The organism is Flavobacterium sp. MK4S-17, from assembly GCF_009848495.1.
In the GTDB taxonomy this organism is placed as follows: Bacteria; Bacteroidota; Bacteroidia; order Flavobacteriales; family Flavobacteriaceae; genus Flavobacterium.
On sequence record NZ_WWEP01000035.1, the window covers coordinates 150,381 to 173,675 of the forward strand.

General features: G+C 40.8%; 26 protein-coding genes and 1 pseudogene. 14 read left to right on the forward strand and 13 right to left on the reverse strand.

The window, feature by feature from the left end:
- Window position 1 precedes the first annotated feature (1 nt).
- Genes GSF09_RS12105 through GSF09_RS12135 form a run of 7 tightly spaced genes read left to right on the forward strand, consistent with a single transcriptional unit; the run spans window position 2 to window position 3,477 of the window.
- Window positions 2-520: a hypothetical protein gene (locus GSF09_RS12105; RefSeq protein WP_159801778.1), complete on the forward strand. Its 519-nt coding sequence runs from the start codon at window positions 2-4 to the stop codon at window positions 518-520.
- A gap of 12 nt (window positions 521-532) precedes the next feature.
- Window positions 533-1,096: a hypothetical protein gene (locus tag GSF09_RS12110; RefSeq protein ID WP_159801780.1), complete on the forward strand. Its 564-nt coding sequence runs from the start codon at window positions 533-535 to the stop codon at window positions 1,094-1,096.
- 11 nt (window positions 1,097-1,107) lie between these two features.
- Entirely contained in the window at window positions 1,108-1,458 is a 351-nt protein-coding gene (locus GSF09_RS12115; RefSeq protein ID WP_159801782.1) for a hypothetical protein, read from the forward strand.
- A 12-nt stretch (window positions 1,459-1,470) separates the two neighbouring features.
- Window positions 1,471-2,013, forward strand: a complete 543-nt coding sequence (locus GSF09_RS12120) for a hypothetical protein (RefSeq protein ID WP_159801784.1) — start codon at window positions 1,471-1,473, stop codon at window positions 2,011-2,013.
- Complete coding sequence (locus GSF09_RS12125; RefSeq protein WP_159801786.1) at window positions 2,006-2,575, forward strand: hypothetical protein; 570 nt, start codon at window positions 2,006-2,008, stop codon at window positions 2,573-2,575. Before GSF09_RS12120 ends, GSF09_RS12125 begins: the two co-directional genes overlap by 8 nt.
- Before the next feature lie 2 nt (window positions 2,576-2,577).
- On the forward strand, window positions 2,578-3,030 hold the full coding sequence (locus GSF09_RS12130; RefSeq protein WP_159801788.1) for a hypothetical protein: 453 nt from the start codon (window positions 2,578-2,580) through the stop codon (window positions 3,028-3,030).
- 36 nt (window positions 3,031-3,066) lie between these two features.
- Window positions 3,067-3,477 carry a hypothetical protein gene (locus GSF09_RS12135; protein ID WP_236564883.1) on the forward strand — a complete coding sequence of 137 codons (411 nt, stop codon included), beginning with the start codon at window positions 3,067-3,069 and terminating at the stop codon, window positions 3,475-3,477.
- Window positions 3,478-3,717: 240 nt separating this feature from the next.
- Here GSF09_RS12135 and GSF09_RS12140 read toward each other — a convergent pair whose 3' ends face one another.
- From GSF09_RS12140 to GSF09_RS12190, 11 genes are all read right to left on the reverse strand, one after another.
- Complete coding sequence (locus GSF09_RS12140) at window positions 3,718-4,431, reverse strand: hypothetical protein (protein ID WP_159801792.1); 714 nt, start codon at window positions 4,429-4,431, stop codon at window positions 3,718-3,720.
- Window positions 4,412-5,158 (reverse strand): hypothetical protein, encoded by a 747-nt coding sequence (locus GSF09_RS12145; protein WP_159801794.1) that lies wholly within the window; start codon window positions 5,156-5,158, stop codon window positions 4,412-4,414. The genes GSF09_RS12140 and GSF09_RS12145 overlap by 20 nt, the downstream gene beginning before the upstream one ends.
- Window positions 5,159-5,474: 316 nt before the next feature.
- Window positions 5,475-6,260 carry a PRTRC system ThiF family protein gene (locus tag GSF09_RS12150; protein ID WP_159801796.1) on the reverse strand — a complete coding sequence of 262 codons (786 nt, stop codon included), beginning with the start codon at window positions 6,258-6,260 and terminating at the stop codon, window positions 5,475-5,477.
- Window positions 6,260-6,961 (reverse strand): PRTRC system protein B, encoded by a 702-nt coding sequence (locus GSF09_RS12155; RefSeq protein ID WP_236564884.1) that lies wholly within the window; start codon window positions 6,959-6,961, stop codon window positions 6,260-6,262. Before GSF09_RS12155 ends, GSF09_RS12150 begins: the two co-directional genes overlap by 1 nt.
- Window positions 6,930-7,586: a hypothetical protein gene (locus GSF09_RS12160; protein ID WP_159801801.1), complete on the reverse strand. Its 657-nt coding sequence runs from the start codon at window positions 7,584-7,586 to the stop codon at window positions 6,930-6,932. Before GSF09_RS12160 ends, GSF09_RS12155 begins: the two co-directional genes overlap by 32 nt.
- A gap of 15 nt (window positions 7,587-7,601) precedes the next feature.
- The gene (locus tag GSF09_RS12165) at window positions 7,602-8,117 is read right to left on the reverse strand and encodes a hypothetical protein (RefSeq protein ID WP_159801804.1); all 516 of its coding nucleotides are present in this window, start codon (window positions 8,115-8,117) and stop codon (window positions 7,602-7,604) included.
- 17 nt (window positions 8,118-8,134) lie between these two features.
- Window positions 8,135-8,353, reverse strand: coding sequence for a PRTRC system protein C (locus GSF09_RS12170; RefSeq protein ID WP_159801807.1), 219 nt, complete (start codon window positions 8,351-8,353; stop codon window positions 8,135-8,137).
- Entirely contained in the window at window positions 8,298-8,945 is a 648-nt protein-coding gene (locus GSF09_RS12175) for a prtrc system protein e (RefSeq protein ID WP_201309357.1), read from the reverse strand. The genes GSF09_RS12170 and GSF09_RS12175 overlap by 56 nt, the downstream gene beginning before the upstream one ends.
- A gap of 6 nt (window positions 8,946-8,951) precedes the next feature.
- Window positions 8,952-9,140, reverse strand: coding sequence for a hypothetical protein (locus tag GSF09_RS12180; RefSeq protein ID WP_159801809.1), 189 nt, complete (start codon window positions 9,138-9,140; stop codon window positions 8,952-8,954).
- Between the two features lie 48 nt (window positions 9,141-9,188).
- Window positions 9,189-10,232 (reverse strand): DUF932 domain-containing protein, encoded by a 1,044-nt coding sequence (locus GSF09_RS12185; protein ID WP_159801811.1) that lies wholly within the window; start codon window positions 10,230-10,232, stop codon window positions 9,189-9,191.
- A gap of 28 nt (window positions 10,233-10,260) precedes the next feature.
- Window positions 10,261-10,710 carry a single-stranded DNA-binding protein gene (locus GSF09_RS12190; protein WP_159801814.1) on the reverse strand — a complete coding sequence of 150 codons (450 nt, stop codon included), beginning with the start codon at window positions 10,708-10,710 and terminating at the stop codon, window positions 10,261-10,263.
- A 29-nt stretch (window positions 10,711-10,739) separates the two neighbouring features.
- Here GSF09_RS12190 and GSF09_RS12195 point away from each other — a divergent pair, with 29 nt between their 5' ends.
- From GSF09_RS12195 to GSF09_RS12225, 7 genes are all read left to right on the forward strand, one after another.
- Window positions 10,740-10,877 (forward strand): hypothetical protein, encoded by a 138-nt coding sequence (locus GSF09_RS12195; RefSeq protein ID WP_159801816.1) that lies wholly within the window; start codon window positions 10,740-10,742, stop codon window positions 10,875-10,877.
- A 296-nt stretch (window positions 10,878-11,173) separates the two neighbouring features.
- A complete protein-coding gene (locus GSF09_RS12200; RefSeq protein ID WP_159801819.1) occupies window positions 11,174-12,496 on the forward strand; it encodes a hypothetical protein in 1,323 nt (440 codons plus the stop codon).
- On the forward strand, window positions 12,472-13,146 hold the full coding sequence (locus GSF09_RS12205; protein ID WP_159801821.1) for a chromosome partition protein MukE: 675 nt from the start codon (window positions 12,472-12,474) through the stop codon (window positions 13,144-13,146). Before GSF09_RS12200 ends, GSF09_RS12205 begins: the two co-directional genes overlap by 25 nt.
- A complete protein-coding gene (locus tag GSF09_RS12210; RefSeq protein WP_159801823.1) occupies window positions 13,143-16,289 on the forward strand; it encodes a hypothetical protein in 3,147 nt (1,048 codons plus the stop codon). Before GSF09_RS12205 ends, GSF09_RS12210 begins: the two co-directional genes overlap by 4 nt.
- Window positions 16,286-17,200 carry a hypothetical protein gene (locus GSF09_RS12215; protein WP_159801825.1) on the forward strand — a complete coding sequence of 305 codons (915 nt, stop codon included), beginning with the start codon at window positions 16,286-16,288 and terminating at the stop codon, window positions 17,198-17,200. The genes GSF09_RS12210 and GSF09_RS12215 overlap by 4 nt, the downstream gene beginning before the upstream one ends.
- A 214-nt stretch (window positions 17,201-17,414) precedes the next feature.
- Window positions 17,415-18,326 (forward strand): Hachiman antiphage defense system protein HamA, encoded by a 912-nt coding sequence (locus GSF09_RS12220; RefSeq protein ID WP_159801828.1) that lies wholly within the window; start codon window positions 17,415-17,417, stop codon window positions 18,324-18,326.
- Window positions 18,296-20,662 (forward strand): helicase-related protein, encoded by a 2,367-nt coding sequence (locus GSF09_RS12225; protein WP_159801830.1) that lies wholly within the window; start codon window positions 18,296-18,298, stop codon window positions 20,660-20,662. The genes GSF09_RS12220 and GSF09_RS12225 overlap by 31 nt, the downstream gene beginning before the upstream one ends.
- 79 nt (window positions 20,663-20,741) lie before the next feature.
- Here GSF09_RS12225 and GSF09_RS13810 read toward each other — a convergent pair.
- Both GSF09_RS13810 and GSF09_RS12235 read right to left on the reverse strand, forming a co-directional pair.
- Window positions 20,742-21,760 (reverse strand): annotated as a pseudogene (locus GSF09_RS13810) (YhcG family protein).
- Window positions 21,761-21,765: 5 nt separating this feature from the next.
- Window positions 21,766-23,025 carry a site-specific integrase gene (locus tag GSF09_RS12235; protein ID WP_159801833.1) on the reverse strand — a complete coding sequence of 420 codons (1,260 nt, stop codon included), beginning with the start codon at window positions 23,023-23,025 and terminating at the stop codon, window positions 21,766-21,768.
- Between the last annotated feature and the right edge of the window lie 270 nt (window positions 23,026-23,295).

A 23,295-nucleotide genomic window follows, 5' to 3' on the forward strand; every position in this document is an offset into this window, starting at 1 on the left:
CATGAAAAAACTAAAAACAGTATTCCTATTCCTTGCATTGGTGTGTGCTGGCAATAGTACTTTGGCTCAAACAAAAGAAGAAACTGTAAAGTATATTCAAAACATACTCAGTTTGTCAAATGGAAATGGAGATAAAAGCAACTTGTTGGTTTTAGACCAAAAATTTAATTTGGATTTGGTTGTCACAAAGACCCGAGTTAATGAAGTAGTTGGTGGAATTAATCAAGATATTGACGAGACTGTATCTGTATTCGAAATGCCCTTGTCGGAAGCATTTATACTTGAGGAAATTTCAATTTCAGGCGGTTTAGTACAATTCGGTATTTCTTTTCACAATAAAGCTAAAGCAAAAGAAGTTAAAAAAACCTTTTATCACCATTTTAATAAAAATTATGAAAATGATGAAGAATTTACTGATATTTTCAATTTGTATGTAGTTAGTGGAAAAGTAGAAAATTTCAAAAAAGCCTTTACCCATTTGATAGAACTCCTAAAAAAAGAAGACCCTTTTGGAAATTAATAAAAGTAAATTATGAAAAAATTAAACACAATTTTTATTGTACTTACACTAATATTTGTAAGCAATAGTTACGCTCAAACACAACCTGATAAAAAAACTACTTATAATTATATTGAAAAATTATTTTCTGATACTTATGATTTTGAACTGAAATTTAATGATGGTGTAGTTTATAAAATTGCATTCCAAGACGGCTATTTTGAGTTTGATACTTATAATATTCGATTTAGTAGACGAGCATTAACAGAAGGCTATTGTACAGAGGGTTATCGATTTAGCGAAGTAAATTGGGCAAAAATGGAAAGTATTACCGATTGGAATGGTATTTCTACTAACTCTCCAGTTGGTGTATTGTATATCAAGTTTCCCAGCAATAGTGTTTTAAGAACGGGATACATTGACAGCAACTGTAATAAAGAAGGTTTTAGCAGTTTTGGCACTACACAATCTGTAAGTTATGTTTTGTTTCCTTATTTAAATCAAGAAGGCGTTCGTGAAAGGCTGGTAAAAGCACTAAACCATTTAAGCAAATTGGAAAAAGAAGAACAAGCAAAAAATGACCCTTTTGGGAATTAAATAAATCAATTATGGAAAATATAGAAAAAGAACTGCCCGATTTTACAGAAGTTGAAAATAGCACAAGAAATTCATTTGTAGAAGGAAATGGAACATTTGAAGAGGCAAGAAACTACATTGAAATTATTGCTGGTAATCCTTGCGGAACTTTTGGAGTTCCATATTTGAACCTCAGAAACAAAAGTAACGACAAAAAAATTGGTGTAACAATAGAAGTAAGATGGATGTATAATAATAGACCTAGAACCGAAAGCCGTATTTTCAATACTTTTCCGGGTCAAGTAGTTGGTTTAGGGTGTCCCATTCCTGGACCTACTAGCCAAAGATTTGATTACATACTAATTGCTGCTTGGTTTATTTGATTTTTTATAAAAATGAAAGAATCAAAATTCATATTAATACTATTGGCTACAGTCCTAGCCAATAATATTTCCGCCCAAACCGCAGCCATTACCAAAATCCTGCAAAAAACCCTGCAACAAGAAATCGAAGCACGGAAAATGGTGTACACAGAAATTGATAGTGCAGGAAATAAAATAGGAATGTCTACAATGGATATCGATAGCTTAGTAGTTACCGAACCTTTTATCATCAAAAACGACACTCTATATTATACTACCAAACACCACTTTGCCTATGAAAAAGGTTATTACACAGACCAGCAAATTGTAGCGCTAAAAGATATCTCAGCCGTAGCCAAAGACATCGGAATCTTCTTTGAGACCGCACCTGATAAAGTCCAAATCATCCGACAAGAATATTTTGAAGAGAGTAATTCCATAAAAACCAGTAGAAAAACAGACTTGTTTCGAACGCATTTTATTTCTCTCAGAGACAACGAATATTTAGCCGATGATTTGGTAAAAGCTTTTAAAAAAGCAGGTTATAAAATAGAAAAAGGGTATTGGTATGACTAATTTAAAAGAGAATAAAACCGTCATCAAATATAAATCATTAATAGTAATAAACATCAAAATGAAAACAATCCATCAACTTAAAACCCTAGCAGTAGTCTTTTTTATTTTTACAGCTGGCAATCTTGTCGCTCAAGACCTGTTAGGTTCTTCATTGAAGCAAGTTGAAGAAGAATTGGGCAAACTCAATATCAACTACAACAAAAATGATGAAGAAAAAAGTTCCGTTACAATAGTTTATAAAACCAATCAGGAAACTAAGATTTATGAGTTTAAAAAAAATGCTTCAAATGAGTTTGTTTGCATTACCGAACAAATTGTATTAAAATTTTCGGAAACTCTTTTAGAACAGACACTAAACTACCTTGATGGTTTAGGATATGAAGAAACCAATTTTATAAATTATTTTGATAATCCGGTAGTAGTTTCTGCTAATAATAATAATCACAAAGTGAAACATTATTTTCACGTTCTTCCGATGCCTGACCCAAATGATAATAGCCAAAAACTAATGATTTTTGAATTTGATTTAAATACAGATGAATTTAAAATCAATAGGGAATAATAATGAAACAAAATATTACGCTTTTTTTGATGGTTTTCCTATTTAGTACTTCATACTCCCAAAATAAAAGCGACATAGATAGTCTGTATCAAGTAAAAAACTTCTTACTGGACATCAGAAGTACTGTAAATTTAAAAAAATGGAATGGAGCACAGCAACTAACAGATGTTACACAACTCCTAGAGAAGGGGAAAACATATGAAAAACAATTTCCTGTTTGGCTCAAAACCGTCCTCCATGAAGACAATTGGCATTTCAAAGAAATAAACAGGCAATTCAAACTCATTTTACAGACGCTAGCCTTGTACAATTCCGACTTAAATGCCAATCCTGATCAAGGGCCAGCCAATCAAGAAGATCTGGAATTTTTAAACATCCGGATACCCAGATTGGTTGATGATATTTACCATTATTGTAAATTAGCGGAAGATGAGCGTTTGAAAAAAATACATTAAGAAATGCAAAACCGCTTCCAAGACCAAAATTACCGATTGAAAGACTTCCAAGAGGAAGTAGCTGTGGCCTGCCCAAAATGTAATAAAAAAGCACTCACAACCGTAAACTATGAAGAAAAGAAAGCCAAGTTAACTTGCACGCACTGTGGTTTTCATGATGTAAAAGACACTTTGTTAACCCATTTGGGCTATACCGCCAATTACAAAGCAGATGCTAGTGCTTATTTTGATTTGGAAACCTGGTATTGTGCCCCTTTTAAAAACGACTTCTTTTTTGCTTACAACGAAGCCCATTTGTTGTATTTAGAACAATACATCGGCGCCAAATTGCGTGAACACAAAGACCGTTCGCATTTTACACTTTTGGAAAAACTGCCCAAGTTTTACCACGAATCTAAAAACAGGGCGGCTCTTTTAAAAATTATTGAAAAACTAAAAACGAAGTAGGCTTGCAATCAACAGTGTAGATTATATTTTACAAGGCAAGTAAAATATTAAAAACATTATAAAGAAAACAACTTAAGTGTTTTAATTTTTGCTAAATAGAGTCAAAGCAGGCGCAGGGTGTCCGACTGTGATCCCTGAGCAACGCTGCGAAACCTTTTTAATGTAATGCCGTACTATTTTTTCAAGCACATCTGCAGGAATGCCTATCGTATTTGATCTACCACACGACTGTTATTTATACTAGAAATTAGTATCTGCCAAAAGTAAATCTACGGTAGAAAAATCGGGTTTATAATAAAGCAGACGGACAAAGCCATATTTCGGGCTGAACCAATATTTGCATTTATACTGCCCGATCTCTTTTGTATAGTTGGTATTTCGCCCCTCTATCACATAGCACGGGATCCTGGCATCTTTAAATTCAAGGGTATCGGTTACAGTCCTTTCAATAATATGCTGAAAAGTTTTATTCTCAGCCAGTTTAAAAGCAGATTTCCGGATCGTCAGTTCCACCTCGGACGACGTGATCAGTTCCGCAGGATAAGTAATCCTGGGGAACGGCACTACCTCGGTAAAGGCAAAAGCTCCCAGCCTGGGGGGATGTAAAAATATTCCTTCCGCACTTTCGTCCACACCGGTGGTTTCTTCGAATGATTGGGCGGAATCGCAGTTGCTGTAGGTATACGTAATCCCTTTCTGTCCGGCCAATACCGAAGATACACTGGAAGCTCCGACCGATAATTTTAGTGTGCAGTTGCTCAGGACAGTACCCGAGGAATCGCTAAAAGTGACATTGTACGTCCACTGCCTGCCATCTGTATAAATAGAATTACCCTCTTCGAGGGTAGTGTTCTTTTGCCCGCAACCCCACAGCCCTGTTACAATTACAAGGGCTGCAGTCAGCGGTAAAATTCGTAAGCTGTAAAATTGTGAGTTACATCGTGTATACTTCATCGGTAATAAAAATTTGTTCTGAGACTTTAGGTGTAAATATAACCTGTGAAATATTACCATCCAACTCTTCCACCGAATCTTCAGTGTAGCACCTCTCGGACGTTATATAGAGATGATCAAAGGGAAATTCCTCTTTTCCGGGCTCCGGGTTGGTACCTGCTGCTTTGGCTACGGGCTGCACTACGCCGCCACCCCCAAATGATTTCTTGGTCCTGACCGTCACTGTCTTCGTGCCGTTAGGATGGGTTACTACCGTCCTTTCATTTTCATAATCCACGTTGGATGCCACAACCGAAACTGCTGCCAGTACTAAGATAGCCACAACTATCCAGTTGCAGTCCAAATCTTCGGGTTTGTCATATACTTCCTTCATTACTTCTTTGCCATCTTTCATACCTACCAGTTCAATCTTGTCTCCCTCCAGGCGGCTATTAACCGCCAGATAGGCATATTTACCATCAGGGCTGTAGGTTATAGCGTATTGTGCGACGGTTTTAACCCTCTTTAAACCATCCAGGACATTGTAGGAAATGCCAAAGACATCGTCTTTTTTAATCTCCACCGGATTAAAGGTGAGTTCCCATTTTTTTGCACCATTGGTCTCAATGGTAATCCCGTCAAAGGAATTTTTAAAGCCTTCCAGGATCATCCCGTCTTTTTCACTTCGAAGGGTTGCATTACCGGTTGCGTAATGGTTCAATCCCCTAAAATTAATTGGTGTAGCCATACTAAATTTTTTTAATGGTTATACCTTCAAATGTATAGGGTACAGAGCAATACTTTATAAGCAGAAACAGTACACTATTTGGCAATTAGCAGCCAATTGCAGACGTTCACAACTCTTTTTCTTAGTTTTAATTATATGAAAAGTAGTGTAGGTAAACCCGGTGGTGGAGCAGCGGCAAAAGAAAACGCGCCCGAGCGGCAAATGCAGGAGGGTTATCCCGATGCTGTTGCCGGACGGTCGCATCCGCTTTAAAACGCAAAAAGGCGTTCCCGATCACAAGGGAGGGATTGCCTTTTTGCGCCGGAGTGCGGGCTAATCAGCCAACCGCTAACGGTTGGCTGCGAAAATTTGCTAAATTCAGGAAGAACCCCCTCTCAAGGGTAAACCCCTGCCTGAAAAGCTGCCACAAAAGGCTGCACCCCATCTGCGCCAGTACGGAGTTGATAAACAAATCCTGTTTTTCGAGTGCTTCGGCAAGGGAACAGCTTGGCAGGTCCTCGCTGTCACCCTGCCTGAGCAGTTCGGCATATTCTGCCGTAACCTGTGGCAGGCTGCCCACAGGCACGAACTTATCCGATGAAGGTTGTTTGATGTTGCCAATGGTTGAGAGAACAACCTGCCCTGTGTCTTTGCTGTTGCCAAAATCCATCCAATAGCGGGGCGTATCGGCTCGGTGGGAGCTTAAATCCAAATCATTTAATACTTTGGCTATCCCGAAACGGGCTGCTGCGCTGTCCACACAGGATATATAGATGGCATTCCTGCCTGTTGCCGTATCAACAGTAAAAGGTTTTTCAATGGCTTTCCATGCTGTGCCGAAAAAGCGGTTTGTACGGGTAATCAGGGCGGCTGCTTTGGATAAGCCGACCTCGCACTCGGCAAACAACTGCCTGCCACGGTTGGCGTCGGTAATTACATCATCATCCCACAGGCTGACCTGAAAACCTGCGTGTCCCAACTGTTGCAAGCTGTGCGACATCCGTGCCAAGCCCGTCAGCACCTGCGAGCCTGTACCGCCTGCCCCGACAAGGCACACGCTTATCGGGTTGGTAGGGTTTAATAGTTCAGGGGCTATAAAGTGGGCTTTTAATCTCGTTTCCATTACAAAAGGTTTTTAAGGGTTAACGGTGTAGGTCGTAGGGTATCAGTCGGAAATTTTTTTTCAGGGTATGCCATCAGTTTCTTGTAAAGGTTAAAGAGGTTAACTGCTACAGGGTTATGCTCGTTAATGTGGTGGGAAAAATAACTCCTGAAAAAATAGGCGTGCCATGCGCTAATAAATTCCTCCAAACTGGCAGCGGATTTAATGGCAACATTTACCGTTCCCATACAGACATAGCCTTTTTGGTACAGGTTAAAAAACGGGGCATGGTATAGCGGGGTTTCCGCTTTGGGTTTGCTTTTGCCTTTGAGAGCAAAGAGTTGCAGTTCCTTTTTAGTGGCTTTCCAAACAAGGGCAGGCAGGGCAACCGTGCCGTTTTGCAATCCCAGGCTTTCGGCAAAGTACAGCTTTTGGCGTTGGGCTTTGGTATACCATATTACACCGCCGTTAGCAGAGGGGTCAAGGTGCAGCACATTATCAGGCAGTATGCCCTCGGGGCGCAGGAATGCCTTTCCTGCCTGCTCACGGGTATCAAGGGCTTTGGCAAGGCTTTGGGCTTCCCTGACCGTAAGCGGGTGCGGGTTTACAGGGCAGCCCGCTTCGTCCATATCGTAATACTCAATATATGGGGCGGTAAAACCACTTACGGTAAATACCACAAGGGCGGCTTTAGGCTGGTAAAGTTGTACGTTCGTTGCCATAATCATAGTTGTTTAAGAGGTAGCACAATTCATTTAAAAGCGGGAACAGGCGGCATTCAAAATCAAGGTTGTCTGTGTCCTGCGGTTGCCCGTCAAAATAGCGTTTCAGGACAGGCTCCTGTTTTGACACGCTTTCATTAAAGTAGGCGTTAACCGACTGTTGTACGTTTTCATACAGCCACCCATCAGTACAGGCGACAAAACCGATGTATTTTTCCATTGTAATACATTCGTAATCATCATATCCGTCCTCTTCAAAATCAGGCAGGCAGCTTGTGTCAGCATGCGTATAAATTGAGGTTTCAGGATAATGCTGCCACAGGGCGTAAAGTTTCTGGGCTATGGCGTGGCATTCCATGTCCAAATCATCACAGGGCGTAAACCTGTTGAGCCATTCCCCGAAATGGTCAAGGTGTACCGTATTCCAGAGCCTGCGCAACATCGTTTCCCCGTAATGCAGGGCACCCCGTAACTGGCTTACATAGTCGTAATAATCTATCTGTTCCCAGTCATCGGGGTCACCTGTTACCCATTCCGATACCATTTCATACTGCCAGTACAGGAAGCTATCTTCTGTATAATAAGGTATGCGTGCGGTGTGGTACAGGTAACTGAAAACACACAACAGCAATCGGGCTGCTCATCGGTGTTTCTTATCCTGCATCATGTGATGCAGGGGCAGTACAGGGATATAAAACAGCGTGTTGCCTGTGTAGCAGGTTTCTGTTGCCTGAATTACAAAGCTGCCGTTATGCTCCAAGAGTTCCAAACCAATATGTTGTGGATATTTTTGGTTGAGCAGCCTGCCCGCTTCGTGCAGGGCAACCTCCCTGCCGTAGGGATAGGCATACCCTTTGGTGTCGACAGGATGTATGCCATAATGTTCGCACAGCAGTTTAAAACTGCGGTAAAAATCCTCTCTTTCATTACCGCCTGCGATTGCCTGCCCCATGTAGTGGGGCAAAATACGGGTTTTCAGAAAACCATAGGCAGCAGCCTCGCAGGGGCTGACCTCGGGCGGTCGGCAAGCACTTCGGCGGCGTCTTTCCTGCGCTGCAAGCCCATCAGGAACTCGGCTGTGTTTTTGTGGAGCAGTTTTTGCCTTTTGTTTTGGGGCAGCCGTAACTGCCCCGCTATTAATTGTTGCATAATCCATAACATTACATTTTACAATTATCCTTTCGTCCCCATTGTGGTTTCAAAACGGTACTGTACGGTATCGTTTGTAATTTCGGGGCCGACTGTCTTGGCAGTCGTTAGTGTCGGGTACGTGTTCGCATAGAAATTCATCACAGCTTCCACGCTCCATTTCGGGTCGGGGTCGGTAAGTGCAACCTCATTCCCCTTGTCTTTCATGAGGAATACCCTCGGTAATAGTGTCGTCTGTAGCATCTTGTTCGGTTTTAGGTTCAACATTTGTTATATCGGTAGCAGGCTGTCCTGCGCCAAACAGGTCGGGGCTGAATTGAGCCGAAAGGCTCGCCCTGCGGTTGCGGATTTCCTCGGCTTTGTCTGGAAATTCGGAAGCCTGCGGTACTTTTACCCATGCTTCTTTGCATTTGCCTGCTGCTTCAAGTTTATCGACTTCCGCCATAACGCCCCTGTATTTCATTGCTTTGATTTCTTCGGGCGTGGTGGGCTTGTCCGATTTATCAACTTTGTCAGCTTTTTCGGTTTTCTTTTTCTCCATCGCTGCATTTTTTTTGGCGGTTTCCTGCCCTTTAAGAAACTGCTCCATATTCACAAGCAGTTTAGAGGTTTCAGTTAGCGGTGTGCTAATGGCATCAAAAAAGCCCTCACACAATTCCTTTGCGCTGCCTTTAAGTATCAGGGGCGGTATATGGTTTTTGGCGGCATCCCCGCAACCGTCATTTTGGAGCAGTACGGAGGTGGTCAGTTGTTCCCCGTCCTTTCTGACGGTAATGTTCAGGCAGCCCTCAAAGGGGATGGCTGCGATATGGGCGAAAAAATTGGTAACGGGCATAACGTTTTATTTTTTGGGTTTACGTTTCGGTTCGGGGTTACTTTCAATAACGCGCCTAATCAGGTTCAGGGCGGTTGCAATATCATAGGCATCGGATGCCGTCATTGCCACGCTGTCGAGCCTTTCCATAATCGGCAGTACTTTTTTTAGGGTGGTTACTGCCTTGCGTTCTGTGGTTTGTGCTAATAGGGTCATAACAATAAAATTTTATGCTGCACCGCTAAGCGGTGCAGCGGTTAACTATCAATTGAATTGCAGGGCAACAGCCCCGTTTTCGGCAAAGTCCCCGCACAGATTAAAGGCTTTCTGTCCCCGTGCCTGCGCTGTACCGCCCAAACAGATGCTTTTTAGTTTGTCCTCGCCCGTCTTAAAGCTGCGCACATTTTGGTAGTAGCCCTTAACGGCATTGTAGGCACCAAACAAAGTGCCTTTGGTGGTAGCCATCGTTTGCGTGTCGTCTGCCATTGCATACTCAAAGGCAGCATCACAGGCATTTTTGTACATGGTCGAAAGTTCCTCGGTAGCCCCTTTCCTTAAAAGGTTGTAGGTTTCTTTATTCGGGCAGAGTGCCAACTGTATCAGTTGCTTTACCTCTTTATCTTCAATACGTACGTTTGCCCACTGGTTAAAGATGCCCTCTAATCGTAACGACAGGGTATCGGCAACGCCCATCACTTTGTGCGTCTGTTCCAAACGTTCTTTAGCCCCTGCGGTATGGCGTATGCGTACTACATTGGTCGCATTGCGAAGCGCAGCGTTAAGCGTATTTTGGCACACGATACGCACAGGCGTAAAGGCTGCGGTAATGCTTCCGCTGCCATCGTGCGAGGTCGTCAGGAAAATATACTTTTGGGTTACATCGTCCCCGCTGCCTACACGAATGTAGCCGGGCAGCTTGGCGGTTATAAAAATGCGTTCCCCGTTGCCGAGTGCACCTGCGGTCTCATACAATATGCCGTCTGCACCGCCTACAATGCCATCGAAGAAAGCAAACGCATCACTATTCTGCACGATTTGGTAATCCTTGCCTACCACGCCAAACACGACTTTGGTGTCGGTGCGCATTGTGGCGAACTGGTCAGGTACGGGGTAGGTGTCGAAATCACCTGCGCCTTTGGCGAATATCGGGGCTTTAGTTACTTCGTAATCCAAGCCTGCAAAGGCTATCGCTTCACGGCTTGTCGGGTAGTTTTCTACAATCTGCCCCAATCCGTGCCATGCGGGTTGTTTCACGCTCATAAATGCGTGTTGCCCTGTTGCTTCATTGAAATTTATATTATGTGCCATGATGTTACAATTTAAAGGTTAAACGGTTTTAGAATGGGAGGTCATCGTCAGGGGCTGTACCATTGGGTACTACTTCGGCTTCGTACACGGGTGCTGCGTTTGCTGCGGTCTGATTTACAGGCTGTGCCTGTTTTTCAGTTTGTGGCTGTCCTGCCTGCATTTCAGTTTTGTTGCTGCCCCCATGCAGTTTAATGTCGGTGGTGTTGAAGTTCAGCCCCGCTTTAGGCTGCCCATCGTTGCCCATCCACGCACGGGCAGACACACGCCCTGCAAGTTCTACAAGGCTGCCCTTGGTCAGGTACTGCGCTATGCCTGTAGAAAACCAATAGGCACAGTCAAAAAATTCCGTTTGGGTTACACGCTCCCCGTTTTTCGCTTTGTAGTCGTGGTTCACGGCTATTGAGAAACTCACTACACTTTTGTTGTTTGACAGGTTGCGCACCTCGGCATCCCTTGTCACTCTTCCGATAATTGTCATAATCGTCCTTTTTAAATGATACAATCGTTTTGTATCTTCTTCCAATCCTCATTCGTGGCAGTCCTGCCTCGCTTGCGCTCCGCATAACTTTTTCCCAAAAGAAAACCGGAAAAAGAAAGCAGATAAACAGTGCGGGTAAAGCGGGAAAACAAAAGGAAACGGAATAAGTCCCAGGGGGTGGGTTTGTGAGTGTGCGAGCAAAGCCATTATGCCGTAGTCTTTTGCTTTTACCACTGGCTTTGCCCGCAATACATTAGCTGCCTTTTACCGGTTTATCTTGGGAAAAGTTCTGATTCACTATTTAATAATTGTCGGCAGATAATTTAGCTATTTTTAGTTTTACTTCTGATTATTTCTATACCCATCGCTGGGTATTTTAAGGTTCAAGGCTGTCCTGTTTGTGTTTTGATTACCGAAATCGTTACCTTAGTAGTATTTATTAAATTAACAAGAATTACCAACAGTGTCATTCAATTCTCTTTATAGTAATTACGATCTGCTCTTGCCTCCCAAATTCGATGGGGGATATTTGGTCATAGGGCTATACGAACGAATTAAATCCGGTGAGATATCGGACTATTTTACGCATACCGAAATAGGCCAGATCCTAAAACAGATTAGCTTTGACTATGAGCAGCCTTTGCGGCAATGGAGTACTATCAAGGATAATCTTTTTTATTATTTTATAAGAAACGACCCGGAAGAGCCGTGGAAATATTATCTGACGGATTATGCTTTTTCGGTTGTCGAGCTTATGTATGCAAAACTCAACAATCCCTTTAAGACCCATGCGCTTCGGGCAAGCATGGAGGAAGCCTTCACTTTGGAGGCGGATTCTATTGAAACCGTAGAAGAACTGGAGCGCCGCTTCGGCAGGATTTTTGTCCAAGGCTCAAAAAAGATTATTGTCGACCATTTGGAAGCCCTTGAAGAAGAGCTGGGGGAGGCTTATAAGAAGCTTAACGATCTATTGCGGTTTGAAGAATCAGATGCTGTAGCGACAGTTAAAGAATTTGCAGCTGTATTCGAAACATTCGGTGAACGTGCGGAAGATATTACAGCAGCTACAATTTCAAAAGACCAGTTCTTGATGAATTTAAGACAGTTGGTCGATCACTTTTACACTAGGACATCAATAGATAGCAATGTAGCCGATTGGGAAAGGGCGCAGGACATTTACAAGGACTTGCGAACTTTTTTTTCTTCAGTGGATAAAAAGGTGAGCCTTATCCGAAAACAAATAAACCATGCGAGTGAAAAGCTTACGGAGCTGCAGGAACAGTTCTCTGCGCGGGCAAATTTCAGGCTTAAGATCAGGATGCTTTATAAGCTAGCGCTTACCAATGCTGATTTTTCCAAAGAAGGCATCGTATTTCAAAATGGATTTCCAACAAAAAGTTATGTTGATGAAAGCACTAAGATCGTATACCCGAAGCATTTTGACTTTGATAACGACAGAAGCAGCCGAATCGTGGAAATTGAAAAAGACGATGAATACGAGCAAGAAATGAAGGCTACTATCTTTGAAGATGTAAGGCGCCAGGAAATAATGGAAAAGTGGATATTCAGGGCTAAAGATCTTCTGATGCGGACCGGAAAAATAGCAGTGAACGATTTCTTTGAGGAAATCCTTGGTGAGGAAACTTTTGATGTAGCCTATCAGATCGTCGGTGAGGTAGTAGCTATGGCATCTCAGGAAAGGGAAATTTATATTGATATCGATACAGAATTAAGGAAGATTAAATCACACAATATTGCATTATGGAAGATGGACATCAGGAAATAAATGACTATCAGTTTCTCCAATTGGAGCGTATTGAAAAACATTTTGCGGAAATAAATTATCTGTTGCTCTCGGGCAAGCATATCGATCAGCGTGATTATGTCTTTCATTCTTTGCTGACGGACTATATTGAGCAATGGAAAAACTACTATCTCAAACTTTACGACCTTAATCTTGTGCCCGACATATTTGATGGGCATAGTTACTTTTACCTCGACTTTGGGGATTCGGGAAAAGGAAAACTAAGCGGCCCTTTGAGGCAACGGGAAATAACCCCATTGCAGACTCTTGTGGGATTATTGCTTTTGGATATGTATTACCAGAAATATTTTGAGAGGGAGAAAATCGTTACCTGGAACGATTTAATGATCCAAATACTGGAGAGCGATCATGAAAAACAATACAAGCAGATCCTTTTTGGGGAAATACGTGCTTCTTACGATGAAAAAGAGTGGAGCCTTGTTCAAAAAAGATTCCTTAAGGCCCTGATCACTTTTAGTAAGCTCGGCTGGATCAATATCCATAATGATAATGGTAGGAATTTCTCCTTTGAAATTCGTCCCGCAATCCACAGGCTGGAAAAATTATACCAGGAAGAGCTTAATGATTTTGAGGTTTTCAGTGAACGATTCATAAACCAGAGAGAGATATGAAATATCCGGTAATATATTCATTATCTACAGTTGGCGTACTTAAACATTATGTACACGATTATTTGTTCCATCCCAAGCGGACCGATTTTGTCGGCTCTAATGGTGTTGGCAAATCTATTGTTGCCGATTTGTTGCAATTGATCTTTGTATATGATCCAATGCTGATAGCATTTGGTACGGATGGGATAAAGAAAGAGGACCGACAGATCTATTCACTCCCGTACAAGTCAAAATTCGCCTATTGTTTCATAAATGTTGAGATTGATACTAATAAATTTATTACCCTTGGCATACAGATAAATGCGCAGAAAGGGAAGCGTATCACTCCGTTTATAATGTCCAAGCAGGCTGATCTTAATCTCGGATTGGAGCGGCATGCGATAGACAAGGCTAATCTTCTTTTTGCAAAGGACTTTACAAATGGCGACAGGATGCCAGACTTGCAAGGATTGGCAGATATGGTCCATGACAAGCACAATCTTCGGCTTAATTTTTTCAGGACTCAGGATGAAATCAGAGAATACTATCAATTCCTTTTCGACCGCTATATCCTTCCCATTAATTTGGCACAGGAAAAGAATCTTAAAGCTTACGCAAAGGTGATACAGTCTTTTTCTAAAGCAAAAGCGTTGAATCTGAGTGGGCCGCAAGCTTCTAAGACTCTCAAAGACTTCTTGTTCGAAGAGACAGACGATGATATCAAGGCCAATTTTGAAAAGGAGCAGGTGGCACTCGAGAAAATCATCACCGAGTACAAGAACCTTGATAAGCTGATTTCCAGTCTAGAAGAAAAACAGCAAAAGCTGACATCCTTATCTGCTTTGGAGAAGACATGCTCAGCGGCCGATAAATCACATAAGATTGCGGAGATTAAAGATTGTAACCATACGCTTTCTCAATTCAATAAGCAATATTCTGACCTGGCCTCATCATTAGGGCATAACAAGAAACGATATGATAAGTGCCTGGAGTACCTCGGGCGTTTGCCCCGGATTGAAAAATATTTTGATGACCGTTATAATACTGCCAATGAGCAGGCCAAATCTTTTGACCGGTTATTGGCAATTTATAAAACGTCAAAACAATGCAGGGCAGATTATCAAAGAATTTCAAAATTGCCGGTACTTACAATTGATCCATCCTGGAACAATGCCGGTAAAATTGATATTTCTTTAAGAACGGTTGAAGAGTTTGATCAGGCCACTGGTAAAGCGACCTATTACCTGCAGCGATACGGAACCATGGACGAACTGATTAGGGCAAGGAAAGAACAGAAAGATCTTTTGGAAGATCTTTTGGGAAGTTTAAAAACAGAAAAATCGGAAAAGGATAATCTCCTTTCAATACTCAGGCAGAAAAAAGATGACAGCCTGCTGCAGTGGTACCTGAATGATCTTCCTGATGTCAGCGCCGCCCAGCTTGAGGCAATATATTATTTTTCGGCTGTAGCTATATCTAAACTAGATGATCCGGTAAAAGGCTCACGTTATTTTGATACTGAACAGTTCATGCGTGAATTCAGTGTGGTAAAAACACACAACGGATTATGGATAAAACTAGGGCCATTACATGAATTTATACCCGAAGATAAGGACGCAATGTTGCTGGCAATAAAAGACAGCAATCAATCCACAGTTGAACAACTGGTAGGAAAACTAGAAAAGGAGAGCTTTCTCATAAGCCAAAAGCTGAAGGCCCTGGAGAACATCTATGATGCTAAAGACTATGATAGGAAGCTTCTGGATTTCGAATTTGATATTGAGATCGTGGAGGCCAGCGCTCTAACAAAAATTAGTGAGACTATCGTGCTTGCAGGATATGTAGAGGATAAGAAACGGCAGCTAGGTGATGAATTAGAAAAAATCGACGAAGAATTAGGGACATTTGAATCGTCTCTGATAGCGCTTTTAGAGACACCTGGGCAGGCAAAACTTCGGCTTGACAACTACTGCAATACTTGGAATTATAGAATAAAAAAACTGGCAAAAGCATCAGGAAATCTGGAAACCGAGGCTGAGAACCTGGAAAAGGAAATAGGGCGGACGGAACTGCAGATGCAGGATCTAACCCAACAGATCGACAGCGAAAGGAATACAGTTGATAGTTTGCTTAGATCCTATGAGGCCGCTTTTGAAGAAAAGCCGGACCTAGGTGCCGCGACTGTTAATTTAGAGGTAGCGAAGGATCTTTTAACTACAGCAATTGAAGAATACAAAAAATTCTTTCTGGGAATGGTTCATTCATTTGAAGAGACGAGTCAACATAAGAATCCCGCGGTTGAGACAGCCATTAGTGACCAGAGCTATTCCTATGCTGTGCTGGAGCGGGCCTTACTAGGAAGTTTTGTCAAATCGACAGATGATATAGCAAGAGCACTGGAAGAAGCAAATCATAACAGGTTTGCTATAGCTGACGGCATTAGGAATAACATGTTGAAGATCTTCAGCAGGACAACGGAAAGGTTTGATGATTATGACGATCATATAAAAAGGATCAATGGGTTCTTTCTAAACAGAAAAATCAGTGGTAAGTTTGAGTTCGCATTGCAATTTTCCCCAAATAAGAACCTGTCGATCGACATTGTAAGGAAGATGGCCTATGATGTCAAAAATGCCGCTATTCGTGGTGAGTTGGTATTTAACTCATCTATTGTAGATTTTCTTGAGGATTTCTTTCAAACCCAATCCAAGTTAAAGGACAAGGTGACCATTGATAAACTTTTAAATCCAAAGACTTATTTTGAGCTCTCGGCAACGCTATCCGACAAACATGGTAATGAAGCTTCGGGTAGCACCGGAGAATCCTATTCGGCTATTGCATTACTTGGTATTGCGAGATTGTCCGTGGTGCAAAAAAAACGAACCCATCGCAAAGGCCTTCGATTTATTATCCTCGAGGAGCTCGGAAGCCTAGATAATACTAACTTTAAGACATTCCCTGAAATTGCGGAGGAATTCGATTACCAGATAATAACAATGGCTCCGCATGTACTTAATCTGGGACTGTCGGATGAGTGGTACTCACATCACCTTATAAAAGGTAAAGTGGACGATAATATAAATTACCATCCTTCATCATCTTTCTTTAAAACCAACAGCATGAACTTTGATTTGGTAGAATATCTAAAAAAAGACAGTGAATGAATTGGATTGAAATAAATGCATTGCATAAACTATTTAGTGAGGAAGAAGTTAAGCTTAATGAAACTCTACGTAATAGTGGCGAGATACGATATCTTGAAAAGTCGCGGCGTGCTGTTGAGATGACAGCTGACCGTATGCGTGCTACTTCTCGTTTTTCTGAAATATATAAGAAGGATTACCTTCAAAATTACCTGACTTATGAGTCATTTCTTAATGGGCACGGCTTGCTGAAGCCGCAGACGCGCTTTGATGAGAGCGATATCAGGATTCTGATGTCCCTTTATGATAAGAAGATTGCCGGGAATCTTGAGGACCTGCGACACCAGATCATTTCTTTCGATGAGTCATTACGCGGGGTATCCCATATGTTCTTTAAGAATGAAAAATATTTGCTTAATAAAGGGGCGCTTATTGATGCATTGAAATATGTACTGGACATTGAGGAGTTTTCCAACGAAAAGGATCAGCAGTACATATACAAGTTGGAGTGTCACAATCCACGTACTATAGTGCTTTGCGAAAATATAGATTTCCTGACCAAGCCCAACAAACCAAGGCGAGAGGGTATCGAGCTTTGGTATGCCGGAGGAAAAAATGTCAGCAAACTTGACTATGTTGATACCCGCGGCCTACCGATATTCTACTCGGGAGACTGGGACTACGATGGGCTTTGCATAATTTATCCATTGGTAAAAGGTAAAATTCCATCAATCGAGCTACTTACTCCTAATGGCTTGCCTAAAAGCGTAATCGATAGTGAACATAAGAGCTTGTGGAAGAAGGATTCAAAATCACGCACTGATATCCTGAATTCAGAACAAAAAGCGATTGTAGAGTCGCTGATCCAAAATAACGAGTGGATTGTTGAGGAATCAAATGATTTGCTGCAGATGCTTGATTGTTATAATTAAGGTGATATTGATGCAATTAGCGGGAGCTAATGAAACAAGCCGATGAATACTTACGAAAGTATACAATGAAAATCAGGTGTTTTTACCCATTATTTTTTGAGGTAGGAATCTTATTTTTCGGTCTCGAATTTAAATAGGATAGGTATTATGTCTAACTGTACTATATTTCTTAGAATTTATTTAGATTTATACTCCCTGCCAACTCCTTAATTTTATGAAGCAGCCTTTAATAGACCTCATTAAGAATACTCTGATTCTTGAATGCAATCTACCGGACAGTCCACGAAAGCTGGAACGTTCATCATTGTCTACTAAGGATGATAACTGTTTTAAAATAGTTGATTCCACAAACTTATCAAAACTTATATACAACAATATAGTAAATTATGCATACGATGCATTTGAGATGCTTTATGATGAGCAAGTTCTACTGCACCGGGCATTATATTCTCGAATCCGTTACAATGCGGTAGCGAGAGATACAGCAAAACTAAGTTATGGTTTCTATGGAGAGGTTCTTTTGCACGCTCTTTTACATGTTATATATAAAGTTCCGCCACTAATTTCAAAAGGACATTTTTTTATCGCTGGCAATGGCGAATCAAAAGGATACGATGCGTATCACCTTGTTGAGGCCAGCGGTCAAATACACTTGTGGTTTGGTGAAGCCAAATTCAGGGAGCAATCGGCTTCGTGTATAAAAACGGCTCTTGAGAACCTTGAATCGAAAGTGCTAACAGATAAGTATTTTATAGAAAATAATTTCATCCCAATATTTGACGAAATGTCAAAGACGACAGCATATGACTTGGTACTCAAAGAGAGCAAACTACTTGAAATAAAAAAACAGTGGGTAGAGAAAGGGCAGGTGACAATTAATGATTTCAAAGCGCAGAACATAGGTGTTGTATATCCTATTATGATTGCGTTTAACCAAAGTGCCGCAGGTTATGACAAAAGTATTTCCAATTGCATTGAGTACATAAGAAAGAATTATACCCATCTTAAATTTGAAGGGCTATCACTCGAACGTACCATATTTTTCATTTTCATCCCGATGGAGGATGTAAAGCTCATTAAAAATACAGTAATTCAATGGATAGAATCCAAAGAACAATTGATATAGCAAAGGCTATTAACGCTTACAATACGGGCAGTATACCCGATTATAACCTAGTGCAGAAGGTCTGTGCTTATTTTGATGCAGTAAAGGAAGAAACACTTTCCGAATCGGACAGACAATTTTTACTTTTTATTGCCAACAAGGTAGGTATTCCGCATTATTATGATATGTTAGGTAATACGCAGATGCGGGACAGTCTCCTTTTTGATGAAGAGGATTTAGGACTAGGTACTTTTGCGGCAATACTTTACGAAACTTCTCTTTATACGGATGAGAAAAATAAATTGCATCGTTTCCAAAAAGAAATACTTAAAAGTTTTGAGTTTGGAAAACTCAACCGATATTTCCTTTCCGCTTCAACCTCTTTTGGAAAAACCCACCTTACGTATGAAGTCATAAAAAAAATGAAGTATGAAAATATCATTTTGATATTCCCAACAGTTGCCTTATTAACAGAAAACCTTTCTCGCCTTAAAGAAAAAGAAACTTATAGTTATTTTACTGAACAAGAATATACGATTCATACTTTAAGTGATGGAAAAGAACAATATGGTTCAAAAAATATTTTCATTTTTACTCCGGAGCGCTATTTGTCCTTTCTCGATAAACGTGGAGCCGATTTACATATAGATTTCGTTTTTGTCGACGAAGTTTACAAAATCGATAATGAGTATATGGATAATGATGAGAAAGAGGTTAAAGAACATGATCGTGATCTAGCGTATAGGATGGCAATTTATTATGCATTGAACAACCAAAATGTAGATTTGATGCTCGCAGGACCTTACATTTCTTTTTATAAGGAAGATGACCCCGATTATAATGCCTCTTTCGATAAGTTCCTTGCCTACTATAACATAACCCTGATTAACAAGAATAATTACGAGATCGTAAATAAATCATATTACGTTGTAAAAGACAGAAAGAAACAGGTAATCGACGGTATCGAAATTGATTTTACTGAAAATTACAAGATAGTGAAATCAAAACCTGGAAGATTGCGAATTGTCCTATCAAGTTTTTTTAATCTTAAGCCTGTTCAGGAGCAAAAGACAATCGTTTATTGTAGTACAAAAGTATCTGCTGAAAGCTATGCAAATCAGATTGTTGACTGGGAAATTTCACGTGAACCGCAAGATTCTTCGTTCGACCTTTTCATTGAACATCTTGAAAATACTTATCATAGTGAATGGTGTGTTATACAAGCTTTAAAAGCAGGAGTTGGTATTCATCACGGTGTTGTACCAAAATATATTCAAAAGGAAATCGTCAAGCTTTTTAATATGCAAAATGGCGTTAGCATCTTGGTATGCACCACTACAATTACTGAGGGTGTAAATACATCAGCGAAGAACCTGATTGCACTCTTTGATACGAAGGGAAGCAAGCCGCTAAAAGCATTTGATGCAAAAAATATTGCAGGAAGAGCTGGAAGATTTATGGAACATTATCAAGGAAGTGTGGTAACAATCAAAAATAATTTCGATAAGGTCATGTCTAAGACCGATGGTGGAATACGTCATAAGAATTTTGATGTCACACTTTCTAAGGAAGGAGCAGATCTTGATATGACTGACGAAGAATATTTAGATGAAACAAGTAAAGAAAAAAGGATCCGTATAGATTTAATGCAACAAGAGCGAGGCATTCCAGAAGAAGTGATGCAACTTTTCAAAACTGTAAGTAGAGAAGACAAAATTGTCGTTTATGATCAAATATTGTCGTTAGATGCAAATGCTCTTAATAGTATATCTGGACTCATAGACAAAATTCTAAAAAATCAAATTGACTTTGACGGTTTCCAAGTGGTACTTGACGTAATTCGGCTAATAGTGAAAGACAAAAATTTTATCCATTTGCTGGGCAAAAGTATCACTTTGGACGAAAATGAGCAGCCGGTTGAAAAGAAATATAGTAGAATCACTTATTCGCTTTATTATTATCTCAAGGATGGATTTGATGGATTATTTAATTATCGTATCGACGATTTAAAAGAAGATGTAGATAAAGCGATGCGTAAAGCATCAGAACTTGTTTATAACACTTTCAAATATCAACTTGTTAAATATTTGGGTGTCTTCAACACTATGTACAAATATCGAATGTCGGTACTCAATGCCCAACTGTTTGATGATGTTCCGGGACTCGACCGTCTCCTTACCAAACTCGAATACAATGCCTTTTCGGATCAAGCAAAAATTGCTAGTGATTATGGTGTACCGCAGCGTATAATCGACTATTACGATGCAACAACTGATAGAGGAAAAACCAAGATATTTAATTCCTTTGACCCTTTTGAAAGACATGTTTTCGACGCAACTCGGAAATTATTTCAATAAACTATAACTAAAACCTATGTATGAATTGGAAAAATAACGGGGCAGAAATGCCCCGCTGAAAAATATTGCTATCTATATGCTAGTATTTTATAATCCTTGCTAAACTTTCTTTACTCGGAAGCACCGTCATATATTTACTTGCGAAAATTTGCTGGTTGTTTTCTGGTAAAGTAAACTCAACTACAGCTTCACTTTTATCCTGACATAGAATAATACCAATGGTTTTATTTTCCTCAGGAAGCCGCATTCTCCTGTCATAGAAATTAACGTACATCTGCATTTGCCCGATATCCTGATGCTTAAGTTCGCCGATTTTTAGGTCAATCAGAACAAAGCACCTAAGAATTCGATTGTAGAACACCAGGTCTATCCTGAATGCTTTTCATCAAAACTAATACGTTGTTGCCTTGCTACGAAGGTAAATCCGGTGCCAAGTTCCAGCATAAAATGTTCCAGTTTCTCAATAAGCTTCTGTTCTAATTCGCTTTCAGAGTAAGTTGATCGTTCCGGCAGGCCGATAAATTCTAAAATATATGGATCTTTGATTGCATCCTGGGGCTTTTGCAATAGTTGGCCTTCTTTGGCTAGCCTTCGAACCTGCGATCCACTTCTGCTTAGGGACAGACGTGTATAAAGTGCCGTGTTATATTGCCTTTCCAATTCCCTGAGGCTCCAGTTGTTCTTATAAGATTCGATTTCGTAAAAGTTTCTTTCGTCAACATCTTCAATACGCATTAATTTTAGATAGTGGGACCAACTTAATTGAAATTTTTTTACCGGTTTATCATCGCTCTCAAATTCCGCAGACAGTGTCTGCGCTTTTGAGTATACAAGGTAAAATTGGCGCATCTGCTCCAGATTTCGCTGTGAAAAACCCTTTCCAAAATCTGCCGTTAACTTTATTGACAGCGTTTTTATGAGTTGCTTTCCGTAATCAGCCCGCTCATTGCCATTTTGCTCTTCATGAACTATCATTCGGCCTATCTCGTAATAAGTCAAAACCATTGTATGGTTTACCGACTGGACAATCCTGCCCCTTGCTTCAGTAAGTAGCTCAGAGATCCTCTGCGCCAGTTGATTTGTTGCTGTAGGTTGCATAATTCTTAAGATTGGGCAATCGCTAAATTATCGGCTTCATTTCCACATAGGCGCTGTTTAAGCCTGCCCATATCCTCGCTGACTTTCTTCTCAAGGACCTTTGCGTATAGCTGTGTTGTCCTTATGCTGGTATGCCCAAGCATCCTTGATACGCTTTCGATCGGTACGCCATTGCTGAGCGTCACAGTTGTAGCAAAAGTATGCCTGGCGATATGGAAGGTTAGCTTTTTTGAAATATTACAGATGTCCGCAATCTCTTTAAGATAGCCGTTCATCCTTTGGTTGGACAGCACGGGAAAAACCGTTCCGCTTGATTGCGCTTTGGGGTTATCCTTGTACTGGTCCATAATTCGCTTTGCCTGCGGTAAAATAGGTACACGGACGCTGGTATCGGTTTTTGCACGGCTAGTGTAAAGCCATAAGCCCCCATCAATACCCGTAACGATATTATCAGGCGTCAGGCCGGCAAGGTCTATAAAGGCCAGCCCTGTATAGCAGCAGAAGAGGAACATGTCCCGAACGTTTTTTAGCCTTTCAATCTTAAATACCTTTTTTTCTAGCAACGAGAGTTCTTCAGAGGTCAGGCACTGGCGCTCTACTTTGTCAAAATGTTTTTTAAAATTCGCGAAGGGGTCTTTTTCGAGCCAATCGAGCTTAATGGCCAGGTTCACCATCTTACGGAGTCTCTCAATGTGCTTCATTATGCCATTGTTGTGTAGCCGCTGCTGGTGGTCTTTTGGCACGTACGACCTGAGATAGCTTTCAAAATCCAGTAAAAAGCGGTAGGTAAGCTCTGAGAGCAGTATATCGTGGCGGTGGTATTTGTCCCGCAGGAACTTGCCGATATAGCGTTGTGTCGTCCCGTAATTCTTCATAGTACCCGGTGCGAGCTTATAAGCTGCCTCCTGGTTATGGTATTCAAAAAGTTTCTTAATTGTTACGGCATCTTCATCGTGGCCTGTAAACAGCGCTTTGACACTGTCAACGTTAATTGGCTTTCTTTCCTGTATAAGGTTATGGTAGCCGTCGGCTATTATACTCCTGATTCGCTCGATGTAGTTGTTAAGGCCGGCACTTTCGTCCCTCTTCCCCTTAGCCCGTCCTTTGGCTTCGTCCCAGAATTTTGGGTCGATCTTTTTCTTAAGTGAAATTTCAGACCTTCGGCCGTTTACAGTAATTCGTGCATAGACAGTTGCTTCTGTTGCCTTTTCATTTTTTGGAATCCTGATTATGAACTGGATACCAAAGGTGTTTGTGCTCTTCATACCAAATGTGGTTTAAATTAAACATGACATTAAGTACCGATTCAAAATGCTTGCGAATCGTGAGCGGCTTCAAGAGGCTACATTTGGCAGTAATAAATGTTAAAAAATCACCGTAACAAATTGTTATTCAATTTTTTAACCCTGTTTTTGTGAGTAAATTTTTTCGAATTGAAATTTACTCACCTAATTACTCACAAAAATACGGATATAAATGCTGTTTTCATTTTAGGGTATAAAACGAAAAAGCCCGCAAATACTGAGTATTTGCGG